We start from the raw sequence: 22,630 nt of genomic DNA, 5'->3' as shown, positions 1-22,630 counted from the left end.
TGGAGAGAGTTAAGAGAAATCTTCTGGTCGTTGTTACTTATAATAAAAACAACCAAAGGGGGATATAAATGATAAACAATAACTTAAAGCAATCGTCGAACATTGACCGTCAATGGGTAAACAATGCCATCGCATTGATTCAAGCAGACTACCAGCGCAGTGCGGATACTCACTTGATTAAGCTTGATTTAGCTGAGTTTCCAGATATCAGTATCTATTTAAAGGATGAAAGTACGCATCCAACGGGAAGCCTTAAACATCGCTTAGCCCGCTCACTTTTTTTGTATGCTTTGTGCAATGGTAAAATTAATCAAAACACGACTATTATTGAAGCCTCCTCTGGAAGCACTGCAATTTCTGAAGCCTATTTTGCACGTTTATTAGGGCTTAAATTTATTGCTGTGATGGCTAAGAGTACTAGCCAAGAGAAGTTAGCCTTGATTGAAACTTATGGCGGTCATTGTCACCTTGTTGAGTCAACGGCAATGATTTATGAACAATCAGAAAAGTTAGCCAAGCAACTTAATGGCTATTACATGGATCAGTTTACCTATGCAGAGCGTGCGACGGATTGGCGAGGTAATAATAATATTGCTGATTCAATCTATCAGCAGATGTCACGGGAAGCGCACCCTGTGCCTAAGTTTATTGTCGTTAGTGCGGGGACGGGAGGAACGAGTGCGACCATTGGCCGTTATATCCGTTACCATCAATTAAGCACTGAGCTTGTCGTGGTTGATCCTGAAAACTCAGTCTTCTATGACTATTACCAGAGTGGCGATATGACCCTTAGTAGCGATAAGAGTAGTAAGATTGAAGGAATAGGCCGACCCCGTGTTGAACCTTCATTTATCGCTTCCTTGGTGGATAGAATGATTAAAGTTGCGGATATTGAGTCTATTAATAGCATGTTATGGCTTGAGACTGTATTAGGCCGAAAAGTCGGGCCAAGCACTGGAACTAATATGGTTGGTGTGTTGCAACTTGCCCGAGAAATGAAAAAAAAGGGAGAAGCAGGCGCAATAGTCACCCTGTTGTGTGATCGTGGAGATCGCTATTTAGATAGTTATTATTCGCCTGACTGGGTTAAACTTAATATCACTTAATCTCATGAAAAGAATATTATTTTGGACATTCCCCATAGCCGTTTAAAAATTGCGACTTTTAACCTGCTTAATTACCTTGAGCCACCCTTTGCGTGTTATGAATTTGAGCGTATTTACAGCGAGCCACAGTGGCAGAAAAAGCAACGCTGGATCTTGAATTACTTAGCGGAATTTGAGCCAGATGTGATTGGCTTTCAAGAGGTATTTAGCCCAGACTCATTACAAGCACTGTTAAAAAATGCGGGGTATGCCTACTTTGCTGTGGTAGATAACTGTAAAGTCGTTGATGATTTTATCTGTAGTGCACCAGTGGTTGCCATTGCCTCTCGTTATCCTATTACCGAAGTGAGTGCTGTTACACATGATCTACAAATGGCAAGCAATATGGGGCTTGCTGAGGACTTCTCGTTTAGCCGCAAAGTATTAAGAGCCACCGTTGATTTACCACATATTGGCAATACCGACTGTTATGTTGTGCATTTTAAATCTAAACGCGCTCTCTTTGAGCACAGTGAAACGCCACAATTAAGCGCTGAAAATAATATTGTTGAATCACTTAAAGCCAGTGTCGCTGGTGGTTGGGGAGCAAGCATTCAACGTGGTAGTGAAGCGACACTGCTGTTTATTGAGATGATTAAACGAAAAGTGGCTACATCGCAACCGATGATATTGATGGGAGACTTTAATAATAACTTAACGGATGGAGTATTAAATCACCTTTTAATCGATAATTTACGCTTTGTTTCGCAGGTTGATAAAAATGCTTATTTAGCGAAATATTGTTTACAGGATGTTTGGAATTTGTTCTGTGAAAGTGATTGTTATCATGGGGAGCCAAGGGCTGCGACGCACTATTACGGTGAAACAAGTTCAGTATTAGATCATATCCTCGTTTCCTGTGAGTTTGATGCTAAATACAGTAGTAGTACTTATTCAGTGAGTAATTATCACACCTGCGATAGACATTTAATTAATCCTATTTTTGATCGAGATGGTGAAAGTACCGACCATGGTATTGTATTAGTGACACTAAGGCTTCGATGCTAATATTGGTATTTTTTATTTGGTAATGATCTACTTTAATTTTGTGATCGTATTAAAATAAGAGTGCATTTTTAATACAATTTTAATGTCAATATTCAAATAACTTTTAAATCGTTATTTAACAGTAAACAAATAGAAAAGTTCATTGATCCTTTCTATCCTTAAATCATTGATAATATTATTAACTAACTGGTGGCCTTATGATTAAATTTTATTTTATTTTACCTTTTACTCTGTTTCTATTCGCTTGTGCATCGACATCCAGCCAAACAGATACATTTATAGCATCAAGTGATTGGCAAGCCTTAGGTACATATGATGGTTCGGAAGGGTTACCTGAAAAATCACAATCAACATTGCAAGAATTGAGTAACAGGTCTAATGGCGGTGAAGTCGATTATAAAAAATATCAAGATAGTTACTTAGCGGCTGTCACAATTTACTGTAAACCAACTAATGCAAACATGCTTGCTCTGCTTGGTAAGCCTTATTTACATGCATGTGACCGCTTCCCAAACGGTTTATTCTTCTATCAAGATTATATTAATGCACTCCGCAATAATTCTAGCCGATAAAATTTATGCTTTAATTATTTACAGTAATGGAAATTTATAGCAATAAAATCAGGGGCAACCCCTTGATTTTATTGTTAATTAATCTGAGTAAATCATGTCTTTCACTTATAACAATATAGGCTCATTACATTCCCCAGAAAGTCATACTATTTAGTAAATCGAACACTCCCACTATAACGCTATATTCATGGTTCTAATTATTTAGGTTAGTAAAGTTAAATATAATCTAAGTGCTTCATTAAAATAATATTTGACCGCCAGAAGCTACGAACTGTTGAATATTTACATTTATTTTTGCAAGGATTGGCAGCCTTTCTATTCAAAGTTATTGGCGAGTAAAGCTTAAATGCACAGATCAATAGCCCCCGGTAACCATATAAATTACCGTACTATTTTACGGATAAATATTTACTGGCCTAGCCATATACTTTAGCCAATAGAGCCACTATTTTCGCAAACTTAAATTTTCTAAATTTGGTTCTGATACTTAATTCTATTAGGCTTAATTACTAACTGGTAAATGTTTAGGAAAGGGGAAATCAACAATATTAAGGTGCGATTTATAATACCAATTCCGTTAATATAGTGATCAAATATTACGTATGAAAAAGGAGTTAGTGCAAGGCGAAAATTGATGTAAATGGTTGTTGCCTTTACGAAATTTTTAACGCTGAAATAGCTTTTTTAACAAGTAAGATTGATCGGTTGTTTAATCGATTTAGTATAATATAAGCAAGTGTAAATCGTAATTGTTACAATGCCTTACTGAGTACATTTTTTGGGGAGATATTTTTGTTACAAATGAAATTAGTGCACTCGCTTAGAGGAGTGCACTGAAAAAGTTATTGTCTAATGCCTTCTACGTGTAATTCCATATCGACATAGCTTGATGCCCCCATCACTTTGATACCAAAGTCTTTCAGTTCGAGACGAGTTGTTGCTTGAAACCCTGCACGGTATCCACCCCATGGATCTTTACCTTCACCAATAAACTCAGTATCTAAAGTAATATTTTTAGTTACTCCGTGTAGTGTTAGATCACCACTAATAGCGAGAGTACCATCGGCATTTTTTACGACTTTGTTACTGACAAACGTTGAGGTTGAGTATTTCCCCGTGTTAATAAAATCATCGCTTTTAATATGCTTATCACGCTCTGCATGGTTTGAATCAAGGCTTGTTGTATCGATACTTACCGATACCTTAGAAGCTTCAATGTTATTTGCATCAAAAGTAAAATCACCAGAAAAGGTGTTAAATCTACCCTTGATAAAGCTATAGCCTAAGTGGCTTACTTTAAAGTTTACCGATGCGTGTGCTCCACGTGTATCAATTTTATAATCAGCAGCGTTTACTAAAGTTGGCAAAGTAAGTGCTGAAGCAACTGTTGTAACTAAAAGTAATTTTTTCATTATGGTTCCTTGTCAGTTAGATCATTTTTTTAAGGGTGTTGTCTTGGTTAATAAAGTGATGTTTTAATGCCGCCATTGCATGTAACAAGGCAAGCGCTATTAAAGTGTAAGTAAGGTAAAAATGTACTTCTCCGGCAATATCTTCTTGGTTCTCAATCAGTGAACCTAAACCAGGGAAAGTAAACCAGTTGAATACTTCAATGCCACGACCATCTGCTGTAGAGATTAAGTAGCCTGAAAGGAAAGTGGCAAATAGCAAAACATAAAGTAAACCATGTGCAATTTTAGCACCGGCTTTTTCCCAGTTTTTACCTTCTATTTCTGGTGCTTTACTGAGTAGCTTCCAAATTAGTCGAAAGGCGGTCATTGCAAACAAAATCAAACCGATAGATTTGTGCCAGTAAGGGGCAACTGTATACCATTCACTATAATAGGATAAATCTACCATCCAATAACCTACGGCAAAAAGTCCAAAAATAGCAATTGCAGAAAGCCAGTGAATCACTTTTGCAATTGGGTTGTATTGTGAGGTAGGTTGAGACATTCTCATTCCTTAGGTTTAATTAAATTCATTAAGTTAAAAACAGTGTAGACGATTTAATTAATAATCAAACAGATAGATAGAGAATGTTTTATTCAAAAAATTTGATGTTATGGAAAATCTTGTGCTTCTTTACTCGGTAACCAGGTCGGGTACTTTTGCATAATTGATTCAAATAAAGGGGAGTTAATAAGCTCTTGTAACCACTTTTTCAATTGCGGATAGGGACTGTCGTTAAACCATGCTTTATCAACACTTGCGAATTGTCGTATAAATGGAAAAATAGCAATATCTGCTAACGTCACTCTGTTTAAGAAGAGATAATCATTAAACAAGAGTCTTTTTTCTAACTTAACTAAAAAGTCTTCGCATTGCTCGCGGTAATAAGTTTCACTGTTTTCAGGAAAACGTACTGCATATTTATATTTATCAAGCCACTGTTTAAATTCGAAATCATTCTCATCAATCAACGCGAGCATGTTATCCATATTATCGGTTTGCCAATCATCGGGATCATGCTGAGAAATCGCCCAAGCCATAATATCTAAGCTTTCATCAAGTATTTTTCCATTTTTAAGCTGTAACACGGGGACAGTGCCTTTACGAGATATTTGTAGCATCTCGTCTGGCTTTTCTTTTAATATGATCTCACGAAGTTGCACCGATTGCTGGCTATAAGCAATGGCAAGTCGAGCTCGCATTGCATAGGGGCAGCGACGAAACGAATATAAAATATGGCTCATAGTTTGATCCTTGATAAGTAAACAAGAAAATTATGTAAATAGTGAAAATAAACTAACTTTATTTTCTATATTATCAAAGCAATCATTACAGTTTTACTAAATATCGTGATAAATGTGGGAGTTATAATGGATTCGTTTCCGTGGAGTGAAAAATTCATAACTGGTCAGCAAGAAGTTGATGAACAACATTTTTACTTGGTTACCTTAATTAATAAGTTTATTGAGTTAATGACTGAAAATAAAGCGTCATTGCCTCAAATACAAGGCGTTTATAAAGAGTTAGAAGATTACGCTATTTATCACTTTCAAGAGGAGGAGCAATTAATGCGAGATGCGAAGATTGCACCTGCTTTTTTAAAGGATCATATCGAATCTCATCAGCATTTTTTAGCACAAATAAATTGTATGTATCACACTATTTCTAGCGATTGTATTGCAGATAGTAAGCATCTATTAGACTTTTTAGTGCATTGGCTAATTACTCATATTTTGACAACTGATATGAATATGGGGCGACAAATAGAAAAAATTAATGCAGGGATGGAGCCAGATGAAGCATTTAAATCTGAAAAAAGGGCGGTAGACAGTTCAATGGAGACCCTTGTACATGCGTTAAATCATCTTTTCTCAGAAGTGGCAGAGCGGAACAAAGAGCTACATGTGCTTAACCAAAGTTTGGAAAAAAAGGTTCAGGAGAGAACGGCCGAACTTAAGGTGCTCAACGAAGATTTGAAGTTATTAGCAGTGACAGATCAATTGACCAACCTGCCTAATCGTCGTTTTGCTATCTCTCGTCTTAATATACTTTGGCGCGAATCTATCAGTGTTAAACCACTATCATGCTTGATGATCGATGTTGATGACTTTAAACCTGTCAATGATACTTTCGGCCATGATGCAGGGGATCTTGTCTTAGTGGAGTTAACTAAACGATTAAAGCAAACGTTACGAAATGACGATATTGTTTGCCGCCTAGGTGGAGACGAATTTTTTGTTATTTGTGAAAATACTCATTTTGACGGTGCAATGCATATTGCGCAGCTCCTATCTAATGCAGTTAAAGAGTTAACGGTGAGCGTTGGCGACGGGCAATGGCTCGGAAGTATCAGTATTGGCGTCGCGACTCGTCATCAATCGATGCATCACATTGATGAGTTAATGAAGATGGCCGATGAGGGCGTTTATTTAGCCAAACAAGCGGGTAAAGGCTGTATTCGGGCTATTTAACCTTAGTTTTGCCTAATTCGTTTTGAATTAGGCAAAAATTGCACAGCATATTAAAAATCACCACTCTTTGGTTCAAAATACGATAAAGCTTCTATTAACCAGAATGGAGATTATTAGATATTGCCTGTTTTTTCTCTTTTTTAGCTTGTTGAATAATTTGCCAAGCCGAAGAGAGAAACAGGCTTGCTAATATAAAGGCAACTACCAAATCAGGAAGTGCACTCTCTGTCACCCAAACTCCAGAGGCCGCGATAAGCACGACTAAATTACCAATGGCATCGTTACGACTACAAAGCCAGACAGAACGAACGTTTGCATCGCCATCTTTATAGCGCATGAGCAGTAATACACTGATTAAGTTTGCACTAAAAGCGAGTAGGGCAATCGTACCCATGGTCATCGCATCTGGGCTATTAGTGACTAAAAAACGGTACAGCGTGGATGCAAAGACCCAAAGTGCCATAATCAATAAACTATAGCCTTTAAACAGCGCCACATTACTTCGTAGGTTAAGGGACTTTCCAATGGCCCACAAACTAATGCCATAGGTTAAGGTATCTCCTAAAAAGTCTAACGCATCGGCCTGCAGGGCTTGAGACTGTGCGCTGATTCCTGCACTCATTTCAACTAAAAACATCACTCCATTAATCGCAATCACCCACCATAAGATACGCTTATAGGCTTGACTCATGCCATCAAAATTTGAGTGTCCTCCACAACATCCAGCCATTTTTCTTTCCTTATAAGTAACAATATGTTCAAGTATAAAACCTCTAGTTACTTGAGGTTCAAGTATTATTTTTAAAAGGTGTGTAATGGCTATTTACAGTATTGGGCAACTCGCCACTAAAACGGGGTGTAAAATCCCTACTATTCGTTATTACGAAGAGATCAATATTTTACCTATGGCTGGTCGCAGTGAAGGCAATCAACGTCGCTACAATGAAGATCATCTGCAAAGGCTCAATTTCGTCAGACACTGCCGTGCATTAGGGTTTAGTTTGGATGAGATTCGTCAATTGATTCATTTACAAACCTGTAAAAATCATATTGAACATGAAGCGCATGATATTGCTGTTCGACACTTGCAGGATGTTCGACAAAAAATCAAGCAGCTACAATTATTGGCAGATGAGCTGCAATCAGTTGTGCAAAGTTGTTGCTCAGGAGAGGCGATGCAGTGTCAAATTTTAAATGTATTAAATAAACCGTGCTCTGGTAGTTAAATACAGAGAGTGGGTTTTGATAAACCCTACATAGAGTGTTACTTTTGCTTGCAATAAAAATGGATAAATAAGGAGTATCACTTGGAAGAGATAGTAAATTTTTTAAATGGCATTATTTGGAGCCCTGCGCTTATCTATTTATGCCTAGCCGCTGGGTTGTTTTATTCAATCCAGACGCGCTTTGTACAAGTACGATTAATTCGTGAAATGTGGCAGCTACTTTTGTCTGGGAGAAAATCTGAACATGGTATCTCCTCTTTTCAAGCCCTAGCTGTTTCACTTTCGGGTCGTGTCGGCACTGGTAATATTGCAGGAGTGGCCGCCGCGATTGGTTTTGGTGGTCCTGGTGCTGTTTTTTGGATGTGGGTGGTTGCCTTTTTAGGCGCTTCGACCGCATATATAGAGTCTACGTTAGCACAGATATATAAAGAAGTAGATAACGGTCAGTATCGTGGTGGTCCCGCTTATTACATTGAAAAAATAACAGGTCAAAAATGGTATGCGGTTTTATTTGCGCTTGCGACTATTACTGCTTGTGGATTTTTATTACCGGGCATTCAATCAAACAGTATCGGTAATGCTGTAGAGCTCGCTTTTGGCCCCGGTGAAATGATTGATACTGGTCTTGGCTTGGTCAGTGCAACCAAAATAGCGACGGCATCTGGCCTCGTTTTACTTTTAGGTTTTATCATTTTTGGTGGCGTCAAACGTATCGCTAATTTTACCCAGTTTGTTGTTCCGTTTATGGCACTTGCTTACATTATTATTGCCTGCGTGATCATTGCATTACATATTAATGAATTGCCCGGTATCTTTATGATGATTGTTGGTGATGCCTTTACGCCAATGGCAGGTGTTGGTGCAGCGATTGGTTGGGGCGTTAAACGTGGTGTTTATTCAAATGAAGCTGGACAAGGTACAGGGCCTCATGCGGCGGCTGCTGCAGAAGTTGAACACCCTGCACAGCAAGGGTTGGTACAAGCCTTTTCTGTTTATATTGATACTTTATTTGTTTGTAGCGCGACAGCGTTTGTTATTCTAATCACTGGTGCTTATAACGTACATGGTGTGGGCGAAAGTTTTCTGGTGCAAAATGTAGCTGCCGATATTGCCGCTAACAGTCCTGCATATACACAGATGGCGGTCGACAAGGTATTACCAGGAGTAGGTAAGCCTTTTATTGCCTTAGCATTATTTTTCTTCTCTTTTACCACCATTCTGGCTTATTACTATATCGCAGAGACAAATGTGGCTTATATTCGCCGTACTTTACGCTCTGTTGATTTTACCTTCTTCTTAAAATTAGCACTGATGTTTGCAACGTTTTACGGCACAATCAAAACAGCAAACCTTGCTTGGGGACTAGGTGATGTAGGAGTTGGATTAATGGCTTGGTTAAACATTGTTGGCTTATTAATCATTTTCTTTATGGGCAGACCAGCGCTGAAAGCATTGAAAGATTATGAAAGTCAGCGTAATGAAAATAGACCGGTGTATAGTTTTGACCCGTTAAAACTAGGTATTAAAAATGCGCTTTTCTGGGAAAATAAACAGAAAAAGTAAAGGTAAAAAAAGTAAAAGGCTTGAATGAACTCAAGCCTTTTTAGCACCTTTAAGCATGGCGTCTACCAGTGATTGTGCCGCAAATTTCGTTAGTGCATCATCTGCGCCTACTTGCTGAGCTCTATCGACACTCATTTCGCTGGATAAAGAGGTATGAAGAATAATGTATGCGCCGGCTATCTCTTTAACACTTCTTACTTCAAAGGTTAATTCGTAGCCATCCAATCCAGGCATTTCAATATCACTGACTAAAATAGTGATAGGATCTTCTTTTTCAGCACACTCTTTCATTACTTGTAGTGCATCATTGCCGTTTTTACACACTTTGAATGGCACGTCGATGCGCGTTAAGGCTCCCTCTAATTGTTTACGTGCAACTGCTGAGTCGTCAACAAGTAAAATATGTTCATTTTGTAATAAGCCTTTTTGGACACCATTAATTTCAACTGAATGATCATCATTATCGGGGAAAATTTGTGATAGCAATAATTCAATATCCAGTAGTTGAATCAATTTTTTTTCAAAGTGAGTAATGCCGGTAATATAAGTTTTATGGCCAAGCGAGCTCGGTGGTGGCTCTATATTTTTCCAGTTACATTCAATAATTCTCTCTATTTTTCGTACTAAAAAACCTACATGCTGACGGCTACAATCGGTAATAATGATCACACAATTTGGCTTTTCTTCCTCGCTAATTGGCGGATAACCGACAGCAGCTGCCATATCAATAATGGAAATGGTTTGGCCTCGAATACTCGCTGCACCGAGAATATTACTGTCGGCATTAGGAAGTTGAGTTAATTTTTGATAAGGCACTATCTCTTGAATTTTTAATGTGCCGAGTGCAAAACTCTGCAATGTAGACAGCTTAAATAGCAGTAAACCTTGCGATTGACTTGAGGTTGATTGCATAAAATATCCATAATAAAGTTCAGTAATAAATTATAGTCGATTAGCTTAAAATAGATGTTAACATGTTGTAAATTTTAAAAGTTTAGTAGGAAATTACATGACGCCAGATCAAAAAACTCAACTTGAAGCAGCTGCTTTTCGCCGTTTATTAAGCCACCTAGATAATCGCAAAGACGTACAAAATATTGAGCTGATGAATCTTGCCGGTTTTTGTCGTAACTGCTTATCAAAATGGATGGTAGCAGAGGCTACTCCTATTGGTGTTGAACTCGATTATGATCAAGCCAGAGAGCTTGTTTATGGTATGCCATATGCGCAGTGGAAAGAACATCATCAATTACCCGCTACCGAAGCGCAATTGGCGACCTTTAAAAAACTACAGTCAAATAAATAAGTGTCATTGATGTTCAGTTAAATAAGCCTGCCATTGGGCTTCAAACTCTTGCATCTGTCGGTGTTTCTTGGAAGCATTGTGCTCAGCTCTATCAAGATCAGTGGTAAAAGGCCCTGCACGGCAGGCGGTGCAACATTGCTTATCTTGATAAACGGCTTTGTCTAATAAAGTCTGAAAAGGATGCGTTGCTTGAGTACTCCATACATAGGTTCTTCCCTGTGTATCACGTACATGTTTATCACGATCCACATTTCGTACTTTATAGTCAGGAAAGTCATCAATATTAAATAGAGAAGAGCCTAAATAATTGAAATGACTTTGCTGGTGTAACGCATTTTCAATATTCCATTCGCGGTATGGTTTCACATCCTTTGAAGTAATAAAGCAAAGTTGTTCACCTAGTGGGTCTAAAAAATGTTCAAAGGCATTAAACAAAAATGTGCGAAGTAAAGCACGGTTAAGAGTATTAATACTGGCTTGCGCAGCGGTTTTATTAAACTCTTCAAAAGAGGCAAACCCTGGAAGTAAGGGAAACTGAAATATCACCACATCGAAAGTCTGCTTTGCTAATGTTGACCAACTTTCTTTATTGGTAACGTCAAAATTGAATAATAAAGGGATTCCCTTTTTGTGAAGTGCTTGATAAGCATTTTCGCTGTACTTATTGCTCATTGTTTCTAAGGTATCAAAGACCGTCGCCGTTAAATGTCGTGGCTGGTGGTTTGTTAGCAACGAATGTGAAAATGATAGATCACCATCGCCAACGGTTAATATTCGCCACGCTTTTTTAATTATCATCTTAATTACTCGCTTTTTCTAATGAGTGATAATTTAACATTTAATGCGCTTAGCATTAAGCGTTAGCGATAAAATAGTTATTTTAAATCCGACTATCCTCCCGCGATGACGCGATGTTGATTGTTTACTCATTAAATTAACGATAAATTAACCTTTGAATCATTCTACTTTTTCTTTGGAGCTTGCTGTGCGCAAATTGTTTAAATTTACTTTTTTGGCAGTTACACTGTGTACTATAAGTTCGCTTTATGCCACCGTCCCCTCAAGTAGTCCCGCTACATCACAATCTTCTGACATGGCTTCTCGCACACTCAATGATCAAACTTATCAAATAGGCTTAATGGTAGAAGCGCTTCAATCTGCGTTGAAAAAACGCGATGAAGAAGCGCTTCAAACTATTTACCGTTATGGTACGGATAGCCGCTATTACTCGATGATAAGGGGGTGGTTATTTCAAGAGCTAGTCAATGTTGAAAGCCTATTACATGCTCATAAAGGGAAAAAAAGCAGTATTAAATTTCAGAATCACTCCAATTTTTTAAAGAAAGCGATTCGCTCTATTGACTTAGAGTGATACAAGTTAGCCTTATTATTATGCAGTGATCTTGATCAACTTGTGATAATCAATTAAAAATAAAATATTAAGTATCTAAAAAAGGTGTCTACAGTTAAATAATTGTTAAATAAATCAAGGCTGTGGAATATGTTAAAAAAAGTGATGCTAAATAAGCTGTTTTATACAGCAATTATTTTGATTTCTTCGCTAATAGCATTGCAGTTTTTTCCTTCTGAAGTAGTCATCATTGTTGCCATCCTCAGCACCACATTGTTAAGCCATTATCTCGTGAAACAGCCCCAACTAAAGATTGACGCTAATAGTTGCTTAAACTTAACTTCTAATGAAATTGAAAGTTGTGAAAAAATATTATCAAGCGCTAAAGGGCTAGCACACCAAAGCCTAGGTAGCTTACGTAATAATCAAAGTGATTTATCTGATCTTATCGGTACACAAAAGGGCGCTATCAGCACACTATCCGATGCATTCATGGCGATACAATCATTACTTGATCAACAGCAGAGTTATTTACATTCACTGCTTGGAGTTGAAGATGAAAATGTGGCTAAGAGCAACATGGATATGGCTGAATTTGCCAAAAAAACATCCTCCACACTTAATCACTTTATAGAAATTGCCAGCAATATGGGCAATGAATCTGTTTATCTATCAGAGAAAGTTGAACATATTAGTGCACAAATGCCGGGAGTTATGAAAGCGCTACAAGGGATAGAGCAGATTGCTTCACAAACTAATTTACTTGCACTAAATGCAGCTATTGAAGCCGCTCGAGCAGGAGAAGCTGGGCGAGGTTTTGCGGTAGTTGCAGGTGAAGTCCGCTCCCTTTCAAACAGCTCAACAGAGGTCAGCCATACTATTCAGAAGCAGTTGAGTGCCATGAATGAGTTAATTTCCGATCTTTCTAAAGAGGTCAAAAATATCGCTTCTCAAGATCTCGATTATGTACATAACTCAAAAGATGAGCTTAACGTTGCGATTAAACAACTGTCTGATAAAGCAGATAATGATTTAGAAATGACACGTAATCTTGATAGTTTGGCCTCACAGTTAGTTGATGCGGTTCATAATGCACTTCGTGGTTTGCAATTTGGTGATATTAGCATTCAAAGTTTGCAATTTACTGCTGACGACATTGGTTTGTTACATGGACTGATGCAGGAAATAGAATCAATGAAAGGGGAAAATATTCCCGATGAGATAAATGAAATTGTAGAAAAGTATAAACGCACTAAAGAGGAGAAATCACATAACCCAGTTTCATCATCAACAATGGATGGTGGTGAAGTAGAATTCTTTTGAATAGTAAATAGAGGGAATATAAATGGCAAAGCATATTTTAGTAGTTGATGACTCAGTATCAATTCGCCAGATGGTAGAGGTGACATTGTTATCGGCAAAATATCAAGTTTCGTTGGCAAAAGATGGCCAAGAAGGGTTTGATATGTGTAAAAAGAGCCGTTTTGATTTCGTATTAACGGATCAAAATATGCCTAGAATGGATGGTATTACGCTGGTTAAATCATTGCGTGGATTACCTGGTTATCAACGCACACCCATTGTTATGTTGACCACTGAGGCTGGGTCTGACATGAAAGCGAAAGGTAAAGCCGCTGGTGCCACTGGCTGGATGGTGAAACCTTTTAATCCCGCAAAACTTCTTGAATTAACCTCTAAAGTATTAGGCTAGTTTATATCTTGGGCAATTATGTAAGAGCGAGTCATTGATATGTCTATAGATATGCAACAGTTTAATGCTGTATTTTTTGAAGAAGTATCAGAGCACCTAACCAATATGGAATCATTGCTGCTTGATATTGATGTCAATGAGCCAAACCTCGAAGATCTTAATGCCATTTTTAGGGCCGCGCACTCCATCAAAGGGGGGGCGGGTATTTTTGGTTTTGAAGATATGACACAGGTGACGCATATACTTGAAACTTTACTGGATAAGTTACGCAAAGAGGAACTCGCTCTAACCACTGAAATGATTGATGCTTTTTTAAAAGCTGGCGATGTGTTGGCTGAGCAGAAAGAGGTACATCAAGAGGGAGGAGAGCCTGTTGAAAGTAGCTTGATAGAAGCTGTTTGCAATCAATTACAAAAACTATCAAGCCCTCCGGAGACCTCCGTTGAAGAAGTAACATCATTCACTGCAGAGGAAGAAATAGCTGATAAACAAATCTCTTTCTTGGTTGATAATGATGAAAACCCTGAGAACCTATTGCAAGAGTTGGCTAGCCTTGGCGCATTAACACAGCATTCCGAAGTCGTTGCAGGTTTTACAAAGTGGCTATTAGTCTTATCTAACTGCCATTCAAGCAATGAAGAGCTGATAGATATTATCTCATTTATTGCAGAGCCCGATTCAATATTGGTAACCGATTTAATTGAAACAGATGATGATGATAGTTTTGGGTTTTTTGATGATGATATCGAACCGCAAGCATGTTTTGGCTTGTTTGAACCTGAAGAGCATGAAGCAACAGCTGCTTTGCAAGATAACGCGTTAGAAAGTAATGATGATAGCTATGGTCTGTTTTGTGATGATGAAGCTCCTGTTAGTGACTTGATAGAGAACAGTTCAGTTGTGCAGGATACTGCTGTTAGCAATGATCAAGAAGTTGAAACCGAAGCCTATGGTTTTTTGGATGGGCGAGAGGAAAAGAAAGAAAGTGTAAAGCAAGTGATGACTTCACCGGAGCGAAAAAAGCGTCCTGCTGCAAAAACAGCCACACAGGTTGAGACTTCAATACGTGTTAATACTGAAAAAGTTGATCAATTAATTAACCAAGTTGGCGAACTGGTGATTACACAAGCGATGCTGATGCAGATATCAAATAACCTTGATCCATCTGAGCACGATATTTTACTAAATCGACTCACTCAATTAGAGCGCAATACCCGTGATCTTCAAGAGTCTGTAATGTCGATTCGAATGATGCCAATCAGTTTTGTATTTGGGCGTTTTCCGCGAGTTGTTCGTGACCTTTCAAATAAATTAAACAAAAAAATTGATTTGCGTATGGTGGGTGATGAAACTGAGTTAGACAAAGGGTTGGTGGAGCAACTTGCTGATCCGCTCACTCATCTAATCAGAAACAGTATTGATCATGGAATTGAGATGCCTGAAGAGCGCATCGCTAATGGTAAACCTGAATCAGGCACGATAACCCTAAGTGCTTTTTATGAAGGTGGTAATGTCGTGATTAATATCAGTGATGATGGTGCGGGTTTAAACCGAGATAAAATATTAAGCAAAGCAATAGAGCGTGGATTACAAGTCGATGAAAATATCTCCGACAACGATGTTTACCAACTTATTTTTTCAGCTGGTTTTTCTACCGCAGACCAAGTGACTGATGTTTCTGGACGAGGTGTTGGAATGGATGTTGTTAAACGAAATATTCACTCCATGGGGGGGCAGGTAGAGATATATTCTCAGGCAGGTGAAGGCTCTACTATCTCCATCCGTTTACCACTTACTTTGGCGATTTTAGATGGCATGTCTATCTCTGTTGCCGGGCAAATATATATTATCCCACTGACTTTTATATCTGAGTCATTACAACCCCAACCACAAGATATAAAAAAAATTAATGGCACTGGGACGGTAGTTAAAGTGCGTGGTGATTATATTCCGATGCTTGCATTACATGAGTTATTTAATATTCAGACCGACATTAAAGAGGCAAGTGATGGCATTTTAGTATTGCTAGAAAGTAATAATAAAAAAATAGCGTTATTGGTTGACCAGTTAGAGGGGCAACAACAGGTTGTACTAAAAAGCCTTGAAACCAATTTTCATGCGGTGCCTTGTATTTCAGGGGCAACTATTATGGGAGATGGCAGTGTTGCACTAATTTTAGATGTTGCAGGTTTGGTAAGTGAAAGCGATTAATTGAGCAGGAGAAAAGCATGCCACAAAACGAACAAGAGTCTGCAAACAGCTTTGTCGATGAGATGAGCAGTACAGATGATAATGGTTATTTAACCTTCACATTGGGTGAAGAAGAGTACGGAATTGATATCTTGACCGTACAGGAGATAAGAGGTTATGACTCGGTAACAACGATAGCGAACATGCCCGATTTTATAAAAGGGGTGATCAATCTTCGAGGCATTATTGTTCCCATTGTAGATATGCGTATTAAATTCAGTCTGGGTGAAGTGACTTACAATGAGATGACGGTGGTTATTATTTTAAATGTGGCAGAGCGTGTTGTAGGCATGGTTGTTGATGGTGTCTCTGATGTGATATCGCTGAATGAGTCACAAATTAAAGATGCGCCAGAGTTTGGGGCTGTACTAGACACACAATATATTCGAGGTTTAGGTGTTATAGATGAACGCATGTTGATTCTAATCGATATTGAAAATCTTATGACCAGTAAAGAGATGGCGTTAGTTGAAGCGCTAGCTTAAAAAAATACGCCAATGAATCTAATTTTAAATCAGTAGTTTTAGTTGAAGGGACACCACTATGCGAAATAATACGCCAGTTACTAATAATGAGTATGTGTTAACCGATAAAGATTTAATTGTTTCGAATACCGATATGCAAGGCAATATCACTTACATCAATGATGATTTTTTACGAATTAGTGGTTTCACGGAAGCTGAATTGATGGGGCAACCTCAAAATATAGTTCGCCATCCTGATATGCCAGCTGAAGCCTTTGAAGATTTATGGCGCGATTTAAAAGCGGGAATTCCTTGGACAGGCTTTGTAAAAAATCGCTGTAAAAATGGTGACTTTTATTGGGTAAAAGCAAATGCAACGCCGATTATAGAAAATGGTCAAATAACAGGCTATATGTCGGTTCGAGAAGCGCCATCACGTACTGATATCGAAGCCATCTCTGCAATTTATCGCTTATTTAAGCAAGGTAAGCAGGGCGATATGCAGATATATCATGGTCAGGTAATTACGCCTAAGTGGACCGATAAATTAGCATTTTTTACAAATATGAATTTCAAAAAAAGGATCAATACATTGTTGGCCTTTTTAGTGCTGACATTGTTTGTTGGTTTAGGGATTGGATTTTTAGCTAATTATGAAACGGATCAAGTGCTGAATGATATTTATGCCGACCATATTAAAAACTTAGAAAATGAACGACAGGTTGCAACGACTATTCATGAATTACAATCATCCCTACATGAAAATGGTTTTTTATCTAATACAGATATTGAAAAATTTAAGACGATGTCACTACCTCCGTTAAAAGAATTGGATGAGACATTAACTCATGCTAAAACGCTATATATCAAGCATGAGAATAGCTTTGTTTATAAATCAACCTTTATGATTGTCTCCACTCTTTTAGCGATTGTAATATTTATCTTTTTAATGCGTAAATTTAGCCAACTGCTGTTGCAGCCTTCGGAGAGAGCACAAGGTTATTTACGTGAATTATGCCAAGGTAATTACAGCTTTGATGTCGAAACAAACAGTGACGATGAGATTAATTCTGTTCTACTTTATCTCAAAATGATGCAGATTAAACTTGGCTTTGAAGTGGAAGATATGAAACGTGCTGCTAATGAAGCGACACGCATCAAAATAGGTTTAGACAGTGTGAGTACTAATGTGATGATTGCTGATAATAATCGAAATATCATTTATATGAATAATTCTATTGTGCCTATGTTACGCAATGCACAAGATGACTTGCGTAAAGAGTTACCTAGCTTTGATGTTGATAAATTACCCGGAAGTAACATTGACCAATTCCATAAAAAACCTGAACACCAGAAAAAATTATTAGCCACATTTACCTCTGAATTTAAAACTGAGATCATGGTTGGCGGACGTACCTTCTTACTTGTTGCAAACCCTGTGATCAATGAGGCGGGCGATCGCCTTGGCTCTGTAATCGAGTGGACAGATAGAACAGCAGAAGTCGCAGTTGAAAAAGAGGTGGAAGGAGTTGTAAATGGAGCAATTGAAGGAGACTTCACTAAACGTATGGATTTAGAAGGCAAAAATAAATTCTTTACGCAACTGAGTGCTGCTATTAATAGTTTAATGGAAACCAGTGAAACAGGTTTAACCGAAGTGGTTAGAATGTTGTCTGCACTTTCTAAAGGCGATCTGACTGACCGCATTACCAATGAATACCAGGGGACTTTTGGACAATTAAAAGATGATTCAAATCTAACTGCGGATAAACTCAAAGAGATTGTGTTACAAATCCAAGAAGCGACTGATACGATTAATACTGCCTCAAAAGAGATTGCGATGGGTAATAGCGATCTCTCGCAACGCACTGAAGAGCAAGCATCTAGTCTCGAAGAAACGGCTTCAAGTATGGAAGAGCTGACCACCACCGTTAAGCAAAATGCTGAAAATGCGAAACAAGCAAATCAACTTGCTAATGGTGCTTCAGATATCGCCGTGAAAGGGGGGGATGTTGTTGGTAAAGTGGTGAAAACGATGAGTGATATCAATGAGAGTTCAAGAGAAATTGTCGATATTATTTCAGTGATAGACGGTATTGCATTCCAAACGAATATTCTGGCGTTAAATGCAGCGGTAGAAGCCGCTCGTGCGGGGGAGCAGGGTAGAGGGTTTGCGGTCGTTGCATCCGAAGTACGTAGTTTGGCACAACGCTCTGCGGCTGCTGCGAAAGAGATAAAAACGTTGATCGGTGATTCGGTTGATAAAGTTGAAGTCGGTGCAAAATTAGTTGATGAAGCAGGCAAAACGATGGATGAAATTGTTAATGCGGTTAAGAGTGTTACCGATATCATGGCAGAGATAGCAACTGCTTCAGAGGAGCAAAGCTCTGGTATTGATCAAGTTAGTCAAGCAATCACACAAATGGATGAAGTCACACAACAAAATGCTGCATTAGTTGAAGAAGCCGCAGCTGCCGCTGAGTCATTAGAGGAGCAAGCAGGTAACTTAAGTGTTTCTGTGAGCGTGTTTAATACTGGTGCTGGCCACTCTTCAACGGCAATGAGCGCCAATATGAAAGCGATTGAAAGTACTAAGGCAGGTGCTTCATATAATAACTCATCTAAAGTCTCAGATGATGATGAATGGTCTGAATTTTAAGATTAATGCCTCTTGTATTAGAGGTATTTTAATTAGGGAATGATATGAGTAGCGACCGTGAATTTGTTTTTACCGCCAATGACTTTTCTCATGTTCAGCAATTAATTTATGATCATGCTGGAATTTCGCTTAGTGCACAAAAAACAGACCTAGTTTACAGTCGCTTAGCGAAACGGTTACGCAAACTAAAAATACATCGTTTTGATACTTATCTAAAAATATTAGATGATGTTCATCATCCTGAGTGGGAAGAATTTATTAATGCGCTGACTACTAACTTGACTTCATTTTTTCGAGAAGCCCATCATTTTAAAAGACTTTCTCAACACCTTAAAGCGCATTTTTCACGTGCGACAACAAAAGATCCCGTTAAGATTTGGTGTGCTGCTAGTTCAACAGGGGAAGAGCCATATAGCATTGCAATGACAGTGGCGACAACCTATGGGAAATTGACTCCACCGGTTAAAATTTTAGCGACTGACTTGGACACCAATGTCTTAGAAAAAGCAAGATGTGGAGTATATCATATCGACAATATCGATAAATTATCGGCATTACAAAAAGAACGTTTTTTCTTAAAGGGAACAGGTGGGCAGTCTGGGCATGTCATGGTGCGCCCTGAGATTAAATCTTTGATCACTTTTAATCAATTAAATCTGCTTGCTGATTGGCCCATTAAAGGCACATTTGACATTATATTTTGTAGAAATGTCATGATTTATTTTGATAAGCCCACCCAGTACCAATTATTAGAAAAATTTTCTAAATACTTAAATAAAGGTGGTTTACTGATTGTCGGCCACTCAGAAAGCTTTCCCGAAGCAAGCCATATTTTCAAAATTGATAAGCAAACAGTATATATACGTTGTTAAGGTAAACATATGGATAGGGAACATCTAGCTAGTAGTCGTTGCTTTGATAAAAAATTTAAATGTGAAGCGATACGCGTCTTACCCGGTGAGTATTATGTGAGTAAACACAATAAGCTTATTATCACTGTTCTAGGTTCTTGTGTTGCTGCTTGTATTTGGGACAAAAAACGCGGTATAGGTGGATTAAATCATTTTATGCTTCCTGGAAAAGCAAGTTCTGATTTTAACAAATCTGCACGTTATGGTAGTTTTGCAATGGAGGTGTTAATTAACCATATTATTCAGCAAGGGGGAAGGCGCGAAGATTTAGTTGCGAAAGTTTTTGGTGGGGGTAGGGTCATGCATCACTTTACTAGTTTTGATATTGGTCAGGATAATAGTACATTCATTATTGATTATCTTAATAATGAGGCCATCCCGGTTATTGCTTCTGACTTGGGAGATATTTATCCAAGAAAAATTTGTTTTTTTCCACAAACAGGTAAAGTAATGGTTCGTAAGTTAACTAAAACACACAATCAAGAAATTGAAAAACAAGAAGGTAGCTATTTCACTCAAATGAGCCAAGAAGAGGTTGAGGGTGACATTGAATTATTTGATTAATGAGGAAAAAGATGGCTATTAAGGTTTTAATTGTAGATGACTCGGCCCTAATTAGGCGTATTTTAACTGAAGTCATCGATGCGCAAGAAGGTTTAGTTGTTGTAGGAACTGCTCCAGATCCTTATGTGGCGCGTGGATTAATTAAATCACTAAACCCCGATGTACTCACTTTAGACGTTGAAATGCCCAAAATGAATGGGCTTGATTTTCTTGAAAAATTAATGAAACTTCGACCAATGCCGGTTGTGATGATTTCAACATTAACAGATAAAAGCTCTGCGGTAACGATTCAGGCCTTAAGTTTAGGGGCTGTTGATTTTGTTACTAAACCGAAGATGGATCAAATGCAGGAGATGCGTGCATACGGAGATATGATAGCGGATAAAATTCGTATTGCGGCAGGGGCTAAAATTAAAGCGGTGAAAGCTTCTGCAGTTCCGATTCCTTCCAAGCAGAATGTATTAATTGAAAATACTCAGATAACCAATCGAAAGATCATCGCTATTGGTGCTTCGACTGGTGGTACAGAAGCAATTTTTCAAGTTTTATTAGGAATGCCAACCGATTGCCCTGCCATTGTAATAACGCAACATATGCCTCCTGGATTTACAGCATCATTCGCAGCAAGGCTAAATAACCATTGTGATATTTCAGTTAAAGAGGCAATACACAATGAATTAATCAAACCTGGTACTGCTTATATCGCGCCTGGAGGAAGCCACCTGTTAATTTCTAAAAGAGGTGGTAACTATTATACTCAACTTAACCAACAAGATCCCGTAAATAGACATAGGCCTTCTGTGGACGTGTTATTTGACTCTGTTGCGTTATGTGTTGGTAATCAAGCTGTGGGAGTTATGTTAACCGGCATGGGAAAAGATGGAGCACAGGGCATGTTAAAAATGAAACAAGCTGGCGCATTTAATTTTTCTCAAGATGAAGAAAGTTGTGTTGTTTATGGCATGCCAAGAGAGGCTGTAAATGTCGGGGCAGTTGATCAAGTCGAAACACTTAATAATATAAGCAATGCAGTATTAAGCTACTTAACTAAATAATGTAGCTTTTCTTTTAAGTGCAAAAAACAGTTGGTTGCTAGTTATCCATATTGAAAGAGTAATGCTACTCAAGGATCTATTTGGGTCTGTATACCTTGCACGTTAATTTTATATCTACTGAAATTTAGGCACAAAAAACAGCGAGTTACTGGTTGATTGTTTACTCTATTGAAGAGTAATGGTGCACAAGGAGAGACTTGAACGCTTACACCTTACGCGCACTTTGGAATAGCTGAACCTAAATCTTGCACGTTAATTTTATATCTACTGAAATTTAGGCACAAAAAAACCAGCTAGTTGCTGGTTGATTGTTTACTCTCTTGAAAGAATAATGGTGCGGAAGGAGAGACTTGAACTCTCACACCTTACGATACTAGAACCTAAATCTAGCGCGTCTACCAATTCCGCCACTTCCGCGTGGCTGGGATAAGAGGATTTGAACCTCTGAATGCCGAGATCAAAACCCGGTGCCTTACCGCTTGGCGATATCCCAGTTGTAATTGTTAAGCGTTTTCTTCGCTTGTTCTTAACCTGCCATGCAAGTTAAAGAATGTGGCTGGGATAAGAGGATTTGAACCTCTGAATGCCGAGATCAAAACCCGGTGCCTTACCGCTTGGCGATATCCCAGTTGTATGTTTAAGAGCTACTACTCTAAATTGGATTCTTAACTTAGTCAAGAATGGTGCGGAAGGAGAGACTTGAACTCTCACACCTTACGATACTAGAACCTAAATCTAGCGCGTCTACCAATTCCGCCACTTCCGCATTAGTAAATGGTGGCTACACCTAGATTTGAACTAGGGACCCCATCATTATGAGTGATGTGCTCTAACCAACTGAGCTATGTAGCCATTTACTTTTTTACTATTAAAAAAACCAGCAGAGGGCTGGTTAATTATTCCCGTGAGGGGGTATTTTTGA

At 38.3% G+C, this 22,630-nt stretch carries 22 protein-coding genes and 5 tRNA genes; 16 read left to right on the top strand and 11 right to left on the bottom strand.

Annotated elements, in window-relative coordinates:
• Nucleotides 1-101 precede the first annotated feature (101 nt).
• From CW745_RS07500 to CW745_RS07490, 3 genes are all read left to right on the top strand, one after another.
• Complete coding sequence (locus CW745_RS07500) at nt 102-1,106, top strand: PLP-dependent cysteine synthase family protein (RefSeq protein WP_202973176.1); 1,005 nt, start codon at nt 102-104, stop codon at nt 1,104-1,106.
• Between the two features lie 21 nt (nt 1,107-1,127).
• Nucleotides 1,128-2,153: an endonuclease/exonuclease/phosphatase family protein gene (locus CW745_RS07495; RefSeq protein WP_238596741.1), complete on the top strand. Its 1,026-nt coding sequence runs from the start codon at nt 1,128-1,130 to the stop codon at nt 2,151-2,153.
• A 197-nt stretch (nt 2,154-2,350) separates the two neighbouring features.
• Nucleotides 2,351-2,725, top strand: a complete 375-nt coding sequence (locus CW745_RS07490) for a DUF2799 domain-containing protein (RefSeq protein WP_101108032.1) — start codon at nt 2,351-2,353, stop codon at nt 2,723-2,725.
• 842 nt (nt 2,726-3,567) lie between these two features.
• Here CW745_RS07490 and CW745_RS07485 read toward each other — a convergent pair.
• From CW745_RS07485 to CW745_RS07475, 3 genes are all read right to left on the bottom strand, one after another.
• A complete protein-coding gene (locus tag CW745_RS07485) occupies nt 3,568-4,137 on the bottom strand; it encodes a YceI family protein (RefSeq protein WP_101108031.1) in 570 nt (189 codons plus the stop codon).
• A gap of 16 nt (nt 4,138-4,153) precedes the next feature.
• Nucleotides 4,154-4,681 (bottom strand): cytochrome b, encoded by a 528-nt coding sequence (locus CW745_RS07480; protein WP_101108030.1) that lies wholly within the window; start codon nt 4,679-4,681, stop codon nt 4,154-4,156.
• A gap of 107 nt (nt 4,682-4,788) precedes the next feature.
• A complete protein-coding gene (locus CW745_RS07475) occupies nt 4,789-5,421 on the bottom strand; it encodes a glutathione S-transferase (protein WP_101108029.1) in 633 nt (210 codons plus the stop codon).
• A gap of 126 nt (nt 5,422-5,547) precedes the next feature.
• On the opposite strand from CW745_RS07475, the gene CW745_RS07470 reads away from it, so the two are divergent.
• Nucleotides 5,548-6,648, top strand: coding sequence for a GGDEF domain-containing protein (locus CW745_RS07470; protein WP_101108028.1), 1,101 nt, complete (start codon nt 5,548-5,550; stop codon nt 6,646-6,648).
• A gap of 94 nt (nt 6,649-6,742) precedes the next feature.
• On the opposite strand, the gene CW745_RS07465 is transcribed toward CW745_RS07470, so the two are convergent.
• Nucleotides 6,743-7,378, bottom strand: a complete 636-nt coding sequence (locus CW745_RS07465) for a cation diffusion facilitator family transporter (RefSeq protein ID WP_101108027.1) — start codon at nt 7,376-7,378, stop codon at nt 6,743-6,745.
• 85 nt (nt 7,379-7,463) lie between these two features.
• Here CW745_RS07465 and CW745_RS07460 point away from each other — a divergent pair, with 85 nt between their 5' ends.
• Both CW745_RS07460 and CW745_RS07455 read left to right on the top strand, forming a co-directional pair.
• On the top strand, nt 7,464-7,874 hold the full coding sequence (locus CW745_RS07460) for a helix-turn-helix domain-containing protein (protein ID WP_101108026.1): 411 nt from the start codon (nt 7,464-7,466) through the stop codon (nt 7,872-7,874).
• A gap of 81 nt (nt 7,875-7,955) precedes the next feature.
• A complete protein-coding gene (locus CW745_RS07455; protein WP_101108025.1) occupies nt 7,956-9,437 on the top strand; it encodes an alanine/glycine:cation symporter family protein in 1,482 nt (493 codons plus the stop codon).
• A gap of 30 nt (nt 9,438-9,467) precedes the next feature.
• On the opposite strand, the gene CW745_RS07450 is transcribed toward CW745_RS07455, so the two are convergent.
• Nucleotides 9,468-10,349, bottom strand: a complete 882-nt coding sequence (locus tag CW745_RS07450) for a chemotaxis protein (protein WP_101108024.1) — start codon at nt 10,347-10,349, stop codon at nt 9,468-9,470.
• Between the two features lie 97 nt (nt 10,350-10,446).
• Here CW745_RS07450 and CW745_RS07445 point away from each other — a divergent pair, with 97 nt between their 5' ends.
• Nucleotides 10,447-10,743 carry a DUF1244 domain-containing protein gene (locus CW745_RS07445; RefSeq protein WP_101108023.1) on the top strand — a complete coding sequence of 99 codons (297 nt, stop codon included), beginning with the start codon at nt 10,447-10,449 and terminating at the stop codon, nt 10,741-10,743.
• A 3-nt stretch (nt 10,744-10,746) separates the two neighbouring features.
• Here CW745_RS07445 and CW745_RS07440 read toward each other — a convergent pair whose 3' ends face one another.
• A complete protein-coding gene (locus tag CW745_RS07440; RefSeq protein ID WP_101108022.1) occupies nt 10,747-11,541 on the bottom strand; it encodes a class I SAM-dependent methyltransferase in 795 nt (264 codons plus the stop codon).
• A 187-nt stretch (nt 11,542-11,728) separates the two neighbouring features.
• On the opposite strand from CW745_RS07440, the gene CW745_RS07435 reads away from it, so the two are divergent.
• The 9 genes from CW745_RS07435 to CW745_RS07390 all read left to right on the top strand — a co-directional run bounded on the left by CW745_RS07435 (nt 11,729) and on the right by CW745_RS07390 (nt 21,708).
• Nucleotides 11,729-12,115: a hypothetical protein gene (locus CW745_RS07435; RefSeq protein WP_101108021.1), complete on the top strand. Its 387-nt coding sequence runs from the start codon at nt 11,729-11,731 to the stop codon at nt 12,113-12,115.
• Between the two features lie 129 nt (nt 12,116-12,244).
• Nucleotides 12,245-13,417, top strand: a complete 1,173-nt coding sequence (locus CW745_RS07430; protein WP_101108020.1) for a methyl-accepting chemotaxis protein — start codon at nt 12,245-12,247, stop codon at nt 13,415-13,417.
• A 22-nt stretch (nt 13,418-13,439) separates the two neighbouring features.
• Nucleotides 13,440-13,805: a response regulator gene (locus CW745_RS07425; RefSeq protein WP_101108019.1), complete on the top strand. Its 366-nt coding sequence runs from the start codon at nt 13,440-13,442 to the stop codon at nt 13,803-13,805.
• Nucleotides 13,806-13,844: 39 nt separating this feature from the next.
• Nucleotides 13,845-16,016: a chemotaxis protein CheW gene (locus CW745_RS07420; RefSeq protein ID WP_101108018.1), complete on the top strand. Its 2,172-nt coding sequence runs from the start codon at nt 13,845-13,847 to the stop codon at nt 16,014-16,016.
• Nucleotides 16,017-16,033: 17 nt separating this feature from the next.
• Complete coding sequence (locus CW745_RS07415) at nt 16,034-16,540, top strand: chemotaxis protein CheW (protein WP_101108017.1); 507 nt, start codon at nt 16,034-16,036, stop codon at nt 16,538-16,540.
• Nucleotides 16,541-16,598: 58 nt separating this feature from the next.
• The gene (locus CW745_RS17045; RefSeq protein WP_202973172.1) at nt 16,599-19,178 is read left to right on the top strand and encodes a PAS domain-containing methyl-accepting chemotaxis protein; all 2,580 of its coding nucleotides are present in this window, start codon (nt 16,599-16,601) and stop codon (nt 19,176-19,178) included.
• A 44-nt stretch (nt 19,179-19,222) separates the two neighbouring features.
• Nucleotides 19,223-20,050, top strand: coding sequence for a CheR family methyltransferase (locus CW745_RS07400; RefSeq protein ID WP_101108016.1), 828 nt, complete (start codon nt 19,223-19,225; stop codon nt 20,048-20,050).
• Nucleotides 20,051-20,059: 9 nt separating this feature from the next.
• Nucleotides 20,060-20,653, top strand: a complete 594-nt coding sequence (gene cheD, locus CW745_RS07395) for a chemoreceptor glutamine deamidase CheD (RefSeq protein WP_101108015.1) — start codon at nt 20,060-20,062, stop codon at nt 20,651-20,653.
• Between the two features lie 11 nt (nt 20,654-20,664).
• Nucleotides 20,665-21,708 (top strand): chemotaxis response regulator protein-glutamate methylesterase, encoded by a 1,044-nt coding sequence (locus CW745_RS07390; protein WP_101108014.1) that lies wholly within the window; start codon nt 20,665-20,667, stop codon nt 21,706-21,708.
• 332 nt (nt 21,709-22,040) lie between these two features.
• Here CW745_RS07390 and CW745_RS07385 read toward each other — a convergent pair.
• The 5 genes from CW745_RS07385 to CW745_RS07365 form a co-directional block, all read right to left on the bottom strand.
• A tRNA-Leu gene (locus CW745_RS07385) sits at nt 22,041-22,125 on the bottom strand.
• A gap of 1 nt (nt 22,126) precedes the next feature.
• Nucleotides 22,127-22,201: transfer RNA gene (locus CW745_RS07380), tRNA-Gln, on the bottom strand.
• 60 nt (nt 22,202-22,261) lie between these two features.
• Nucleotides 22,262-22,336: transfer RNA gene (locus tag CW745_RS07375), tRNA-Gln, on the bottom strand.
• Nucleotides 22,337-22,389: 53 nt separating this feature from the next.
• Nucleotides 22,390-22,474, bottom strand: a tRNA-Leu gene (locus CW745_RS07370).
• A 9-nt stretch (nt 22,475-22,483) separates the two neighbouring features.
• Nucleotides 22,484-22,560, bottom strand: a tRNA-Met gene (locus CW745_RS07365).
• Nucleotides 22,561-22,630 lie beyond the last annotated feature (70 nt).

Origin of the sequence: Psychromonas sp. psych-6C06 (genome assembly GCF_002835465.1) — a bacterium.
Classification (GTDB): Bacteria; Pseudomonadota; Gammaproteobacteria; order Enterobacterales; family Psychromonadaceae; genus Psychromonas.
The sequence above is the reverse complement of the archived record's forward strand: the minus strand, read 5'-3'. Positions and strand labels throughout refer to the sequence as shown.